Here is a 15223-nt window from a genome sequence, read left to right as displayed (position 1 = left end):
GGTTGCTGTTTTTTTGTTTTCTAATATTTTATGAAACCTTAGTAAAAATCTTTATTTTTGCAGGTAGAACCAACTTAATGCGATGAGAGACTTATTTGAGAGAATTATTGAGAATAAAGGGCCTTTAGGAAAATGGGCTTCACAGGCGGAAGGATATTTTGTTTTTCCAAAATTAGATGGCCCAATATCTAATAGAATGAAATTCCAAGGAAAAGATGTAATTACTTGGAGTATAAATGATTATTTAGGACTTGCAAATCTTCCTGAAATAAAAAAGGTAGATGGAGAAGCAGCTCTAGAGCATGGTGCAGCTTACCCTATGGGAGCAAGAATGATGAGTGGGCATACAGAGTTTCATGAGCAATTAGAGAACGAATTAGCAGCTTTTTCTCAAAAAGAAGCTTCCTACCTTTTAAATTTTGGTTACCAGGGTTTTATGTCTGTAATAGACGCTTTGGTTACTAAAGACGATATTATTGTTTATGATGTAGATTGCCATGCATGTATAATAGATGGAGTGCGTTTGCACATGGGTAAGCGTTTTACTTTTGTGCATAATGATCCTGATAGTTTAGAAAAAAACTTAGAAAGAGCAACAAAAATGGCAGAACAAACTGGAGGAGGAATTCTAGTTATTTCTGAAGGTGTTTTTGGAATGCGTGGCGAACAAGGAATACTAAAAGAAATTGTTGCTTTAAAGAAAAAATTTAATTTCAGATTATTAGTAGATGATGCTCATGGTTTTGGAACCTTAGGAAAAACAGGAGCAGGAGCAGGAGAAGAGCAAGGAGTACAAGATCAAATAGATGTGTACTTGGCAACTTTTGCAAAATCTATGGCTAGTATTGGTGCTTTTGTAGCTGCAGATCAGGAAATTATAAATTACTTGAAATATAATTTGCGTTCGCAAATGTTTGCTAAATCATTGCCAATGGTATATGTAAAGGGAGCATTAAAACGTTTAGATATGTTGCGTACGCAACCAGAACTTAAAGCGAAGCTTTGGGAAAATGTTAATGCATTGCAATCTGGTTTAAAAGAAAAAGGTTTTGATATTGGAACTACTACAAGTTGTGTAACTCCGGTATATTTAAACGGTAGTATACCAGAAGCTATGGCTTTGGTGAAAGACTTAAGAGAAAATCATGGAATTTTCTGTTCTATAGTTGTTTATCCAGTAATTCCTAAAGGATTAATATTATTACGTTTAATACCTACTGCTACACATACTTTACAAGATGTAGAAGAAACCTTATTAGCTTTTTCTGCTATCAGAGAGCGCTTAGAGAATGGAACTTATAAAAGACTTTCTGCGGCTGTTTCTGCAGCTATGGGAGAATAGTACTTTTTTATACAAATAAATAAAAACCCCTAAAGTATAGTTACTTTAGGGGTTTTGTGTTATAAGTCTTTCTTGTAAGTTCTTCTTCGTTTGTAAATTTCTGGTTTAAAATGTTTCCATATTTGTTTTATGGCAACATTGTCTTCTAATTCAGGGGTTCGTATACAATTAACAATTCCTTTTTCACTAAAAGTCTTGTGGTATTGATTAAACATAACCGCAGTAACACCTTTGTTTTGATATTCGGGTAATACTCCAATTAAATAAAAAATAACATCTTTGCTATGTTTTTTTGCTTTTAATAAGTGATAAAAACCAAAAGGGAATAATTTACCTTTTGTTTTTTGTAGCGCTTTAGAAAAAGAAGGCATTACTATGCCAAAAGCTATTAGTTTATCATCTTTATCTAAAATGAATTTAATGTATTCAGGATTTATAAAGCTTATATATTTTTTTTTGAAATATGCTTTTTGAATTTCAGTAATAGGAACAAATGATGATAATTGCGAATAGGTTTCGTTAAATAAATCAAACATTTTATCTGCCATAGGCATAACCTCTTCTGTTTTTGTAAAACTTAGAGGTTTAACACCGTATCTAGCCTGTACTAATGAATCTACTTTTGTAAAAAACTTTGGGTCTGCATTAGAAAAAGGAAAACGATTTTCCATGTATTCTTTTTCTTTTACAAACCCTAAACGTTCATAGTGCTCTTGGTAGTAGGCGTGGTTATACCAAGTTATCATGGTTCCCATTTCAGAAAATCCCTCAATTAAAACACCAACTTTGTCTAAATTAGAAAAGCCTACAGGCCCTTCCATATATTCTAGTTTATACTCTTGACCTATTTCTTTTACTTTGTTTAAAAGTGCTTCTGAGACTTCTGTATCATCTACAAAATCAAACCAACCAAAACGCATTTTTTTTATACGTTGTTGTTTTATTTCTATCCAATTTACAATTGCGGCAATACGGCCTACTATTGTATCATTTCTATAAGCAAGGAAAAAACGAGCTTCTGCATCTTTAAAAGCTGGGTTTTTGTCTTTGTTAAAGCTATCTAGTTCGTCATTAATAATAGGAGGAACCCACTGTTTGCAATCTTTGTAAATGCTAAAAGGAAATTTTACAAATTTCTTTAAATCTCCTTTAGTTGTAGCTTCCTTTAAGATTATCATGACATTTTGTTAATATAGCATAAATGGTAAAAGTACAAATAACCAATAGTAATAACAGATTTATTATACTAAGTTTTTTTAGATTTTTATGACTGTAGAATTAGTCATAAAATAATCTTTTAACCGATCTAACTTTGGGTTTAATTTTTCTGCTAGTATTATATACTGGCATTTTTTTATGCTTTCTGATGTTGTGGTTAAAGAAGTAATTTCTTTACGTTGTAATAGAAAATCTGCATCATCAACAAAAAATATTTTTAATTGTGATATACTAACACCATTTGTTAAAAATAATTTTTGAAGGTTTTTTGGTGTGCTAATGAGAATATCAATCCCCATATAAATTTCAGATTTTTGAATATCTATATGTAGTTCTTCGTACCCCATATAAACTCTAAGGTCTGTATATTTTGTAAATTCTAAAAATTTAGAATGTAGTTCTTGCGCTTGTTTTTTATTTTCAATTATTACTATGGCTCTTGGAGCATCCCCTTCCGCTTTACATTGTAATTTCTGTAAAGTGTTAATAATCATGGCTGTAGTTTTACCACTATCTTTAGGAGCAATACCAAATATATTTGCGCCACTCTTTATTTTAGGAATTGCATTTTTTTGAAAAGCAGTTGCAGATTCTATTTCTAATCTTTCTAAGGCCTCTTTTAGAGAGGCATGAAGTTTTTTAAATGGCATTTACTTTGAGTTTAAAATAATTACCTATCTGTATAAAATGATAGAAGAACAAAGATAGTTGAAATGTATAACTACCTGTGTTCTTCTTACTAAATGAATTTAAAAAATGATTGGGTTTATTCTTCTAAATTAAAACTCAATAACACCATCCTCTTTTTCTTTTTTCTTGTTTTTAGCTTTTTTCTTTTCTTCTTTTTTTAATTTCTTTAATTGCTTTTTAGAAGGACCTAGGTCAATATCTTCTGCACCTGAGCCTTTATTTTTTTCTTTTTTCTTCTTTTTCATAGAGTTCTTTTTAATAGGACCTCCATTTTTTCCAGCCTTTTGCTCATCTATAGAAACCTCAGGGTCTTTATGAAAATCAAATCTATAAGAAGCTCCTAAAGAAATAAAAACTCTAGAAGGTGTATTTTTAAAACTTGCACCTAAGTTAATATCTGCTTGCAATCTTTCGCTAAGTAAGTGTGCAACACCTCCTCTAAGAAGGTTATCTGCATAACGGTCACTTTTAATTCCTTGGTTTTCTATAAAAACACTCCATTTAGGGTTTCTAAATGCATGAGATAAGGATACTAAATAACTCATTTCAGGAAAATCGGTACTTATACGATCGTATGCAAAATTAGTAATTAAGACAAACCTAGGAGTTAGTCTACTTTGTGTAGCAACCATAGCTCTATAGGATAAGTTAGGGTCTCCAACATAGAAAGGGTTGTCTCCAAATAAATAATTTACACCAGCATATACAGAAATAGCAGGCACTAAATTATCTAAGATAAATTTGTTATTAGCTTTCCAGCTATATAAATTAGGGTTAGCTCTTTTAGGATTTATAAAAGGGTCAAATACTAAAAATTTTAAACCTATACGGTTTCTAGAAAAATTGGTATACGAATCTTCTGTACCGTTATTCGCAAAAGTTATATCTTGATTTTGGAATATACCTTCCCAGTTTATTTCTAAACGTTCAAAAAGTAAGCCATAGCGTAATGAAAATTCTGTAGCCCAAATATTAGATTGTGTGTTTAGTAGGCTGTGGTCCTGTTGTTCATAGAGTAAACCAGCTTCTAACTGAACAACGTTTTTACCAACAGCAAAAGCACTCACAGATTGCCCTGGTCTATTGGAGTTTATAACATTAGTATATTGCGAAATACCTAAAAAAGGAATTGCAAAAAGGATTGCAAATATTGTTATTTTTAGATTTTTTTGTTCAAAAGAACTTGCCATAGTTATGGTTTTAGTATTTTTTTAAGACTTTTGCTCAGTAAGTACAACGCTAGAATTGTATTTTTGATATAAATTTTTACAAATTAAATGGCATTTTTAAAGACAATTTTATTTATTCTATTATTCTATTATTTATTTAAAATAGTAGCAAAATGGTTTGCTCCTAATATTTTAAGGTATGCGGCAAAAAAGACCGAAGCTCACTTTAAAGAGAAAATGAACGATTTTTCGCAACAAAACACTGTTAAAGAAGACCCTATAGGAGATGTTATAATTGATAAAAAAACAACTAAAAAGAGGAGTAACAGTAAAAAAGTTGGAGAATATATAGATTTTGAAGAAGTAGAGTAACTATCTTTACAGTACTAACGACTATCTTATTTTAATGAAATTAGGTTTTAAAGCACTTTTTGTGCATTTTTTTGTTCTTGTTTTTTTTGTAGTAGCAGCTTTGCTTTACTTTAATCCTGTTTTGCAAGGAAAAGTTATACAACAATCGGACATTGTACAGTATACAGGTATGGCAAAAGAACAGAATAACTTTAGAAAAGTTACTGGAGAAGAACCGTACTGGACTAATAGCGCTTTTGGTGGTATGCCTACTTTTCAATTAGGGGCATATTATCCTCATAATTACGTAAAGAAGCTTGATAATTTAATTCGTTTTTTACCACGTCCTGCAGATTATTTATTTGTTTATTTTTTAGGCTTTTATATTCTTTTATGTTGCCTTAAGGTTGATTATAGATTGGCTGCTTTGGGAGCATTAGCATTTGGTTTTTCTACCTATTTAATTATAATCCTTGGCGTAGGGCACAATGCCAAGGCACACGCTATTGGCTATTTGCCTATGTTGTTAGGAGGTATTGTTTTAGTTTTTAGAAAAAAATACATTGGAGGTTTTATACTTACTGCAATTGCAATGGCTTTAGAAGTAGGTGCAAACCATTACCAAATGACCTATTATTGTATGCTCTTAATATTAATTATGGGAGCTGTTTATTTTGTAAACGCTATTCTTAAAAAGAAGTTTAAACACTTTGCAATTTCAATAGGAATATTATTACTAGCAGTTGCACTTGGTATTGCTACAAATGCTACTGGTTTAATGGCTACTAAGGAATATGCAGATTGGAGCACCAGAGGAAAATCTGAACTTACGGTAAACCCTGATGGCTCTCCAAAAGAAAATAAGGGCGGACTTAGTAAAGAATATATTACCCAATACAGTTATGGTATTGTAGAGTCTTTAAATATTTTTGTTCCTAGGTTATTTGGAGGTTCTAATGGAGAAGATTTAGGAGAAAGCTCTAAAACATTTAATTTTTTAACGGATCAAGGAATAACAAGAACACAAGCAATATCTTTTTCTAGTAGGTTACCTTTATACTGGGGAGACCAGCCAGGTGTAGCTGCACCAGCATATATTGGAGCAGTTATTTTTTTCTTATTTATAGTAGGATTATTTATAGTACAACGCAAAGCAAAATGGTGGTTATTAGGTGGTACAATCATGTCTTTAATTTTATCTTGGGGAAAGAATTTTAGTCTATTGACTGATTTTATGATAGACTATTTTCCGCTATATGATAAATTTAGGGCAGTTTCTTCCATACAAGTTATTCTAGAGTTATGTGCACCAGTTTTAGCTGTTTTAGCGGTTAATGAGCTGTTTAAAAATAAGATTACATCGGCAAAAAAAATAAATGCTTTAAAAATTTCAGCAATTTCGGTAGTTTCTATTTTAATTGGTTTGTTACTCTTTAAAGGAATGTTTAATTTCTCTGGTGGTGATGATGCTTTTATAAAACAAAATTACGGCAATGAATTAATGGCATTGATTAAACTGGATAGAGAAGCTGTATATACGAATGATACGTTGCGTTCTCTTTTATTTGTAGCTCTAGCATCAGTAGCATTATGGCTATATATTAAAGGAAGGGTAAAAGAAAATCTTCTTGTTTTAGGATTAGGGGTTTTAATTCTAGTAGATTTAGTAGGGGTAGATAAGCGTTATGTAAATAAAGAGGACTTTGTTAGTAAAAGGCAAATGAATGAACCTTTTAGGCAAACAGCTGTAGATAAGCAAATTGCTAAGGATGAAGGGAATTACAGGGTGTATGATCCTCAGGAGGGATTAAATGGTGCTCGTACTTCATATTTTCATAAATCTATAGGAGGGTATCATGCAGCTAAACCTGCTGGTATTCAAGATTTATTCGATTTTCATATTTATAAAGGTAAAGTAGGCGTGTTAAACATGCTTAATGTAAAATATGTAGTGCAGCAAGATGAAGAGGGGAAAAGTTACCCAGCAGTAAACCCAGATGCAAATGGTAATGCATGGTTTATTAAAAAGCTTGTACCTGTTACTACAGCAAATGAAGAAATACAGGGATTAGAAACTTTAGATAATAAGAATGAAGCTATTTTTAATACTTCAAATTTCCCAAATATAAATAGATTCACTTTTCAAACAGATTCTACAACAACAATTCAACTTAAAGATTATAAACTAAATCATTTAACCTATATTTCTAAAAATGAAAATGCAGGTGTAGCTGTATTTTCTGAAATGTATTATAGTAATGGTTGGAATGCTTATATAGACGGCGTTTTAACAGACCATTTTAAAGTGGATTATGTTTTGCGAGCATTAAAAATACCAGAAGGGGAACATAAAATAGAATTTAAATTTGAACCTAAAGTTGTAAAAGACGGTAGTACAATTGCCTTAGCAAGTTCTTCATTACTAGGGTTCTTAATAATACTAGGAATAGGTTTTACTTTTTGGCGTTCTAGAAAAAAGGAAAAAGTGTAATGAAAAAAGTGCTGATAATAGCATATTATTGGCCGCCAGCTGGTGGGCCAGGAGTGCAGCGTTGGCTAAAATTCATTACATATCTAAGAGATTTTAATATAGAACCTGTTCTTTATATTCCAGAAAATCCGCATTACCCTATAGAAGATGCTAGCCTTTTAAATGAAATTCCTGAAGGAATTACTATTTATAAAAATGCCATTTTTGAGCCTTATAAATTGGCAAGTATCTTTTCATCCAAAAAAACAAAAAGGATTAGTTCTGGATTAATTCAGACTAAAAAGCAATCGTTTTTAGAAAAAACCTTTCTATGGGTTAGAGGCAATTTATTTATTCCAGACGCTCGTAAATTTTGGGTGAAACCTTCTATTTCTTTTTTAGAAGATGTTATTAAAAAGGAAAAAATAGAAACAATTATTACTACAGGGCCACCACATAGTGTGCATTTAATTGGTTTGGGTTTAAAGAAAAAATTAAATATTACATGGATTTCAGATTTTAGAGACCCCTGGACAACCATAGGTTACCATAAAAAATTAAAACTTACAAATGCTTCTAAAAAAAAGCATGAGTATTTAGAAAATGAAGTTTTAAATACAGCCGATAAAATTATAGTTACAAGTGCTACAACAAAAAAAGAATTTAAGACTATAACATCACAACCAATAGAAGTAATTACAAATGGTTATGATTTAAAAATTGCACAGGAAGTACAATTAGACTCTAAATTTACAATAGCGCACATAGGTTCTTTATTAACCGGTAGAGACCCTGATAATTTATGGAAAGCATTATCAGAATTACTTTCTGAAAATGAAAATTTTAAAAATTTATTTTCTTTACAATTAGTAGGTGTTGTTAGTGATGATGTTCTAGAGAATATAAAAAAATACAAACTTGTTAATAATACCGAAATTATTGGGTATTTATCTCATAATGATGCTGTTGTTTTTCAAAGAAAATCGCAAGTATTACTTTTAGTAGAAATTAATTCAGAAGAAACCAAAGGAATAATACCAGGAAAAGTTTTTGAATACTTTGCAGCTAAAAGGCCTATTCTTGGCGTGGGACCTAAAGATTGGGAAGTTGGACAATTAATAGAAAATACCAGTGCAGGAGAAGCTTTTACCTATGATAGTAAGGATAAAATAAAAGAGATTATTCTAAAATGGTTTAACTTGTATCTTAATACGGGATTAAAAAGTACTTCTAATGGTATAGAAAAGTATAGTCGTAGGGCATTAACAGAACAATTAGCCAAGCATCTTTAATGGGAATAGTTAAAAAACAAGCAATTAGTAATACCATTGTAACCTATATAGGTTTTGCTTTAGGTGCAATTAATGTAATGTTTTTGTACACTAATTTTTTAACTGATGAATACTTTGGTTTAGTACAGGTAATTTTTTCATCAGCTTCTGTTATTATGCCAATAATGGCATTTGGTGTTCCTAATACTTTAGTTAAGTTTTATAGTAGTTTTAGTAAAAAAAAAGAGCAAGAAGGTTTTTTAACTTTAATGTTATTTTTGCCATTAGTACTCATAATTCCTATTGGTGTTTTATCCTATGTGGCTAATGACTTAATTGCAGATTTTTTATCTAAGAAAAATGAACTGGTTAGAAATTATGTATGGTACATTTTTTTTATGGCACTTGCTATAACCTATTTCGAAATTTTCTTTGCCTGGGGAAAAATTCATATGAAATCTACTTTTGGAAACTTTTTAAAAGAAGTTTTTTGTAGGTTGGGCGCTACTATATTTCTAGGACTTCTTTATTTTAAGTGTATTACCGTGGATACCTTTTTACTTTTATTAGTTGGGGTAAATATTCTTCGTATGGTGGTTATGAAAATCTATGCTTTTAGATTGCGAATGCCTGCAATTAATTTTACGATACCCCAAAACATGAAAGAAATAGTATCGTATAGCGGTTTAATTATACTTGGAGGCTCTACAGCTATGCTCTTATTAGATGTAGATAAAATAATGATAAATCAGTATATAAAAATTGAAAACGTAGCCTATTATACTGTTGCTGGTTTTATGGCATCTGTAATTGCAGTGCCTTCTAGAGCAATGCATCAAATTACCTACCCATTAACTGCAGAATTATTAAACAGTAAAAACTTTGGAGAATTAGATAAACTTTACAAAAAATCTTCCTTAACACTTTTTAGTATTGCGGGATTATTATTTCTTTTATTAATACTAAACCTAGAAGATATATATTACTTTTTGCCAGAGAGTTACGCTGCTGGTTTTATTATTGTTCTTTGGTTAGGAATGATAAAAGTTTATGATGCTTTATTAGGTAATAATAACTCTATATTATATAACTCTAATTATTATAAAACGGTTTTGTTTTTAGGAGTTTTTTTGGCAATTCTTATTATATTATTTAATTTATGGTTAATTCCTAAATACGGACTAATAGGAGCGGCTATAGCAAGTTTTATAGCTTTTTTTATATACAATACGATTAAATTATTTTTTGTAAAAAAGAAGTTTAATATGAATCCTTTGTCCAAAAAAACCTTTTTAATATTTAGCATTCTTATTGGGTTGGGTGCGTTTTTTTATTTTATTCCATTTCCATTTCATCCAATTTTGGCTATACTAGTTAAGAGTGTTTTATTGGTGTTCATTTATCTTGGTATACTGTATAAGTTTAATGTATCTGAGGATATTACTGAATTGATTAATCAGTTTTTAAAAAAGATATATCCGTCAAAATAAATAATTATGAAAACAAGAAGGGACTTTGTTAAACTCACTGCTTTAGGCGTTATAGGAGCAATGCCTTTTAATAGTTTAGCCAACCCTTTATTTAACGCAGTAGTAGATTTGAATACGGATTTAGACGTTTCTATTTTTTCTAAACACCTTCAGTTTTTAGATTATGAAGCCACAGGAGAAATGGCTGCGGAAATGGGGTTTTCTGGTGTAGATTTAACAGTGAGGCCAAAAGGTCATGTATTGCCTTCTAATGTAGAAAAGGATCTTCCAAAAGCTATAGCAGCAATTAAAAAAGGAGGCTCTTCATGTAAAATGATTACAACGGCTATAGAGAATGCATCTAAGCAAATTGATATTGCAGTTATTAAAACTGCTGCCAAAGAAGGTGTAAAGTTTTATAGATCCAATTGGTTTACCTATAAAGAAGAAATTTCTATGGAAGACTCTTTAGCTTTTTATACAGAAGGAATACAAAAGTTAGGAGTTTTAAATAGAGAAGCTGGTATTGTTGGTTGTTATCAAAACCATGCAGGTTTAAAAATTGGAGGCTCATTCTGGGAAGTTAAAAAAATATTGGAAACAGTAGATCCTAATTATTTTGGTGTACAGTATGATATTAGGCATGCAACCGTGGAAGGAGGCGTGTCTTGGAAAAATGGATTAGCATTATTGCATCCTTATATAAAAACTATAGTGCTTAAAGATTTTAAATGGGCGCAAGTAAAAGGTAAATGGAAACTTGTTAATGTACCAATAGGGGAAGGTATGATAGATTTTGACGCTTATTTTAAGCTGTTAAAAAAGTATGGTATAAAACCGCCAGTTTCATTACATCTAGAATATGATTTAGGAGGAGCAGAGAAAGGGAAGAGTAAGATTATAGTAGATAAAAAAGTTGTTTATGATGCTATGAAAAAAGATTTAAAAACTATTAATACTTTGTGGAAAAATGCATAAAAAAGAAACCCCATAACATATAAATCTGTTACGGGGTTTACAACCAACCTAAAAACTTTCTTTATTATCTTCTGCTACTTCTTGTAGTTACAGTTCTTTTATTGCTTCTTGAGCTTCTAGAAGGAGCTTTAGTTACTCTATTAGAACTACTACTTCTTGAAACTGTATTTCTACTTCTAGTAGGCATTTTACTAATAGTTCTTTGTTTTGTAGTATTTCTTGATGAGATACCAGAACTTCTATAGCTTCTTTGAGTAGGTCTTTGTATAGCCTTACTCTGACGACTATTTTTTGTTATTATATTTCTTCCAGTATTTCTTGTTACTGGTTTTTTATACGTTTTAGTAGTACGTGTTACCGTAGTACTTCTAGGGGTTCTTGTTACCTGTCTTTTTGTAACTGTATTTCTTCCAGAATTGCTTCTATAAGTTTTAGTATTACCTCTTTGCGCTGTACTTCTTTTTATAGAAGTTTTGTTGTTTCTGTTTACTCTAGGAGTAATGTTTCTATTTGTGCTTCTACTTCTAGAAGTATTAGAACGTACAGCAACTCTTTTGTCATTTCTATAAACTTTAGATCTAGTATTTCGCATTTTATTGTACCTGTGTTCACGTCCAATTTTAGCGTACACTCTTCTTGTATTATGTCTATACGGTCTATAATACGTATAACGAGTAGGAGTGTAATACCTTCTGTAAGGTCTATTATATACTAAACATAAATTAATAGAAGGTCTTAAAAACAGCCTGTGAAAAGGTCTAAAAACATAGGTTCTATTAAATCTATTAATGTAACCAGTATGGTAGTTAAAAATTCCTCTTTGGTTATAGTATACATGCATACCACCAACTCTAAATACTCGTCCGTTTCTATACGCAATATCTACATTACCTATGTTAGAAACACGCCCGTAGTAATCATAATAGATAGGAACATTTTCTACTTGTATTACAGCACCGTAATCATCATATTGTGCGTAAGGACTATAATCGTAACCAGAGTTAAATGTTATATTTCTATTGGTTCTTCCTAAACGGTTATCTATATAAAAATCGAATTCGCCATCTGGGAATACAGAAAACGTAATGCCATTTTCTACAAAAATAAAAGAGTTGTTGTATTGATAAGCATTGCGTGTTGCAACCTTATCATCAGTTGTACTAGCGTAGCTACTTAATGTACCTAAAACAATCGCTGTAAAAAGGAGTACTAATTTTCTCATGATATAAGGTTTTAAATTCTGAATGTAACTATTTACATTCCCTTAGTACATACCAAACAGCGTGCCAAAAATATATAAATTATTTTAAATTACTGATAATCAATAATTTAAAATATATTTTATAAAAATTTAATTATACTAATTTTTCTTTTAGATAAGGGGCGGTGATAGATTTTTTACTTTTTGCAACCTCTTCTGGAGTACCTTGAGCAATTAATTGTCCGCCATTATCACCACCTTCTAATCCTAAATCTATAATATAATCTGCACATTTAATTAGTTCTATATTATGCTCAATTACCACAATAGAATGTCCTTTTTCTATTAAAGCTGTAAAAGATTTTAGTAGTTTTTTAATATCATGAAAATGTAAACCAGTGGTGGGTTCATCAAAAATAAATAAGGCTTTGTCTTTTGTTTTTCCTTTAACTAAGAAAGATGCGAGTTTAATACGTTGTGCCTCTCCACCAGAAAGGGTAGAAGAGGATTGTCCTAAAGTTACATAGCCTAAGCCTACATCTTGTAAAGGTTGTAATTTATTTACTATTTTATTTTGCTCATGGATTTTAAAGAATGCAATAGCATCATCTATTGTCATGGTTAAGACATCGTCTATATTAGCGTTTTCAAATTTTACTTCTAAAACTTCTTTCTTAAAACGTTTCCCATTACATACATCACATTCTAAATGCACATCGGCCATAAACTGCATTTCTACAGTAATTTCACCATCGCCTTTACATTTTTCACATCGGCCCCCATCTACATTAAAAGAAAAATGTTTGGCTTGGTATCCTCTAATTTTACTTAATTTTTGTCCAGCAAACAAGCTACGAATATCATCATAAGCTTTTATGTAAGTAACAGGGTTAGACCTAGAGGATCTACCAATAGGATTTTGGTCTACAAATTCTACGTGCTTTATATCTTTATATTTTCCTTCTACACTAGTAAATTGTCCAGCTTTTTCACCATAACCACCTACTTCTTTTAAAAGTATTGGATACAATAGCTTCTTAACTAAAGTACTTTTTCCGCTACCAGAAACACCAGTTACAACAGTAAGTATATTTAAAGGGAAGAGTACATCTATATTTTTTAGATTATTTTCTCTTGCTCCTTTAATTTCTATATAATTAGCGTATGGTCTTCTCTTTTTAGGAATTTCTATAGACATAGAACCATTAAGGTAGCTTGCAGTTAAAGAATCTGTTTTTAATACCTCTTTTAATGTACCATTGGCTACTACTTTACCACCATGAGTTCCAGCTTTTGGACCAATATCTATAACCTGGTCTGCAGCTTTCATAATATCTTCATCATGTTCTACAACAATAACCGTATTACCCAAGTCTCTTAAAGATTGTAGCACAGTAATTAGGTTTTCGGTGTCTTTTGGATGTAAACCTATACTAGGTTCATCTAATATATACATGGAGCCTACTAAACTACTTCCTAAAGAGGTTGCTAAATTTATACGCTGACTTTCGCCTCCAGATAAGGTGTTAGATTTTCTGTTTAAGGTTAAATAACTAAGTCCTACATTGTCTAAAAAGCCTAATCTAGAATTTATTTCTTGTAATAGTCTAGATGCAATTTTTGTATCGTGTTCATTTAATTTTAATGCAGAGAAAAAAGCAATTAATTTTTCTATGGATAGGTTTACAAGTTGGTTAATAGATGTGTCGTTTATCTTTACATAATTGGTTTCTTCCCTTAGCCTACGCCCTTTACAAACTGGACATTTTGTCTTTCCTCTATATCTAGAAAGCATTACTCTGTTTTGAATTTTATAACTCTTTTCTTCTAACATAGAGAAAAATCCATGGAGCCCAGTAAAATAAGAGTTGCCATCCCAAACTAATTGTTTTTGTTCTTCAGATAGTTGAAACCAAGGTTTGTGAATAGGAAAATCAAACTTATAGGCAGCATTCACTAGATCATCTCTATAGGCACTCATGCTTTCTCCTCTCCAAGCAAAAATGGCGTTTTCATAAATAGAAAGAGCTGTATTAGGAATTACCAAATCTTCATCTATACCTATAATATCTCCATAACCTTCACATTTTGGACAAGCTCCATAAGGATTGTTAAAACTAAAAAGATGTACGTTTGGTTCTAGAAAAGACATTCCGTCTAATTCAAATTTATTACTAAAATAATTTTGTTTCTGTGTTTCTAAATCCTCTATAATACAACTTCCTTTACCTTCAAAAAAAGTAGTATCTACAGCATTAGCTAAGCGATTATAAAAATCTTCATCATTTTTTGTTATAATACGATCTATTACTAAATAAAACTCTTTTCCAATATTATCTGGAGCTTGGTCTATTCGTAAAACCTTGTCATTGAACTTTATTCTAGCATATCCTTGTTTAGAAAATAGCTCTAAAGATTTAATAGTATCTCTGTCTTTTGCAATAGTTATAGGAGCTAATAAAAGTAATTTGGTATTGTCGGCATAACTCTTAACATGGTTAACCACATCTGTAACCGTATGTTTTTTTACTTGTTTACCAGAAACAGGAGAATAAGTTTTTCCAATACGAGCAAATAACAACTTTAAATAATCATAAATTTCTGTAGTAGTACCTACAGTAGATCTAGGATTTGTAGAATTTACTTTTTGTTCTATAGCTATTGCTGGTGCAATACCTTTTATATAATCTACTTTTGGTTTATTAAGTTTTCCTAAAAACTGTCTTGCATAAGATGATAAACTTTCTACATAACGTCTTTGCCCTTCTGCATAAAGTGTATCAAAAGCTAAACTGGATTTTCCTGAACCTGATAATCCAGTAATTACTACCAATTTATTTCGTGGAATTACAACATCTATGTTTTTTAAATTGTGCAGTTTAGCACCTTTAATTATGATGTTCTCTTTTGGATTAACTTCTAGTAGTACAGACATGATATAATTTAGAAAAACAAAGATACAATATGCCTTTAATTTATACGCAAAGTAATTAAACTCGGGGGCTAAAAGTTATATATTATATACGGTCATTTGTTTTTAACATTTAATTTTTAGTATATTTGA

Annotated in this window: 11 protein-coding genes; 6 read left to right on the top strand and 5 right to left on the bottom strand. The window is 30.8% G+C overall.

Features of this window, described 5'->3' with window-relative positions; all coding sequences use genetic code 11:
* Positions 1–82: 82 nt before the first annotated feature.
* The gene (locus tag Q0820_RS06860) at positions 83–1342 is read left to right on the top strand and encodes an aminotransferase class I/II-fold pyridoxal phosphate-dependent enzyme (RefSeq protein WP_298486348.1); all 1260 of its coding nucleotides are present in this window, start codon (positions 83–85) and stop codon (positions 1340–1342) included.
* A 59-nt stretch (positions 1343–1401) separates the two neighbouring features.
* On the opposite strand, the gene Q0820_RS06855 is transcribed toward Q0820_RS06860, so the two are convergent.
* From Q0820_RS06855 to Q0820_RS06845, 3 genes are all read right to left on the bottom strand, one after another.
* The gene (locus Q0820_RS06855; protein ID WP_298486346.1) at positions 1402–2520 is read right to left on the bottom strand and encodes a GTP cyclohydrolase; all 1119 of its coding nucleotides are present in this window, start codon (positions 2518–2520) and stop codon (positions 1402–1404) included.
* A gap of 78 nt (positions 2521–2598) precedes the next feature.
* Positions 2599–3210 carry a DEAD/DEAH box helicase gene (locus tag Q0820_RS06850; protein ID WP_298486344.1) on the bottom strand — a complete coding sequence of 204 codons (612 nt, stop codon included), beginning with the start codon at positions 3208–3210 and terminating at the stop codon, positions 2599–2601.
* 129 nt (positions 3211–3339) lie between these two features.
* Positions 3340–4440 carry a transporter gene (locus Q0820_RS06845; RefSeq protein ID WP_298486342.1) on the bottom strand — a complete coding sequence of 367 codons (1101 nt, stop codon included), beginning with the start codon at positions 4438–4440 and terminating at the stop codon, positions 3340–3342.
* An 87-nt stretch (positions 4441–4527) separates the two neighbouring features.
* On the opposite strand from Q0820_RS06845, the gene Q0820_RS06840 reads away from it, so the two are divergent.
* The 5 genes from Q0820_RS06840 to Q0820_RS06820 are packed head-to-tail and all read left to right on the top strand — an operon-like array spanning position 4528 to position 10958.
* A complete protein-coding gene (locus Q0820_RS06840) occupies positions 4528–4791 on the top strand; it encodes a DUF4834 family protein (protein ID WP_298486340.1) in 264 nt (87 codons plus the stop codon).
* A 34-nt stretch (positions 4792–4825) separates the two neighbouring features.
* Positions 4826–7261 (top strand): YfhO family protein, encoded by a 2436-nt coding sequence (locus Q0820_RS06835; protein ID WP_298486338.1) that lies wholly within the window; start codon positions 4826–4828, stop codon positions 7259–7261.
* Positions 7261–8532: a glycosyltransferase family 4 protein gene (locus Q0820_RS06830; protein WP_298486336.1), complete on the top strand. Its 1272-nt coding sequence runs from the start codon at positions 7261–7263 to the stop codon at positions 8530–8532. Before Q0820_RS06835 ends, Q0820_RS06830 begins: the two co-directional genes overlap by 1 nt.
* Positions 8532–10001, top strand: coding sequence for a polysaccharide biosynthesis C-terminal domain-containing protein (locus Q0820_RS06825; protein WP_298486334.1), 1470 nt, complete (start codon positions 8532–8534; stop codon positions 9999–10001). Before Q0820_RS06830 ends, Q0820_RS06825 begins: the two co-directional genes overlap by 1 nt.
* A gap of 6 nt (positions 10002–10007) precedes the next feature.
* On the top strand, positions 10008–10958 hold the full coding sequence (locus Q0820_RS06820) for a sugar phosphate isomerase/epimerase (protein WP_298486332.1): 951 nt from the start codon (positions 10008–10010) through the stop codon (positions 10956–10958).
* Positions 10959–11022: 64 nt separating this feature from the next.
* On the opposite strand, the gene Q0820_RS06815 is transcribed toward Q0820_RS06820, so the two are convergent.
* Both Q0820_RS06815 and uvrA read right to left on the bottom strand, forming a co-directional pair.
* Positions 11023–12180: a hypothetical protein gene (locus Q0820_RS06815; RefSeq protein ID WP_298486330.1), complete on the bottom strand. Its 1158-nt coding sequence runs from the start codon at positions 12178–12180 to the stop codon at positions 11023–11025.
* Positions 12181–12313: 133 nt separating this feature from the next.
* On the bottom strand, positions 12314–15094 hold the full coding sequence (gene uvrA, locus Q0820_RS06810) for an excinuclease ABC subunit UvrA (protein ID WP_298486329.1): 2781 nt from the start codon (positions 15092–15094) through the stop codon (positions 12314–12316).
* Positions 15095–15223: the final 129 nt, after the last annotated feature.

It is taken from the genome of uncultured Maribacter sp. (genome assembly GCF_947495965.1).
GTDB lineage: Bacteria > Bacteroidota > Bacteroidia > Flavobacteriales > Flavobacteriaceae > Maribacter_B.
Note: the sequence above shows the minus strand (reverse complement) of the source record. Positions and strands in the feature narration are given on the sequence as shown.

Coding starts and splice junctions, on each gene's coding strand:
- Q0820_RS06860 (WP_298486348.1), top strand. CDS start 83: ATGAGAGACTTATTTGAGAGAATTATTGAGAATAAAGGGCCTTTAGGA.
- Q0820_RS06855 (WP_298486346.1), bottom strand. CDS start 2,520: ATGATAATCTTAAAGGAAGCTACAACTAAAGGAGATTTAAAGAAATTT.
- Q0820_RS06850 (WP_298486344.1), bottom strand. CDS start 3,210: ATGCCATTTAAAAAACTTCATGCCTCTCTAAAAGAGGCCTTAGAAAGA.
- Q0820_RS06845 (WP_298486342.1), bottom strand. CDS start 4,440: ATGGCAAGTTCTTTTGAACAAAAAAATCTAAAAATAACAATATTTGCA.
- Q0820_RS06840 (WP_298486340.1), top strand. CDS start 4,528: ATGGCATTTTTAAAGACAATTTTATTTATTCTATTATTCTATTATTTA.
- Q0820_RS06835 (WP_298486338.1), top strand. CDS start 4,826: ATGAAATTAGGTTTTAAAGCACTTTTTGTGCATTTTTTTGTTCTTGTT.
- Q0820_RS06830 (WP_298486336.1), top strand. CDS start 7,261: ATGAAAAAAGTGCTGATAATAGCATATTATTGGCCGCCAGCTGGTGGG.
- Q0820_RS06825 (WP_298486334.1), top strand. CDS start 8,532: ATGGGAATAGTTAAAAAACAAGCAATTAGTAATACCATTGTAACCTAT.
- Q0820_RS06820 (WP_298486332.1), top strand. CDS start 10,008: ATGAAAACAAGAAGGGACTTTGTTAAACTCACTGCTTTAGGCGTTATA.
- Q0820_RS06815 (WP_298486330.1), bottom strand. CDS start 12,180: ATGAGAAAATTAGTACTCCTTTTTACAGCGATTGTTTTAGGTACATTA.
- uvrA (WP_298486329.1), bottom strand. CDS start 15,094: ATGTCTGTACTACTAGAAGTTAATCCAAAAGAGAACATCATAATTAAA.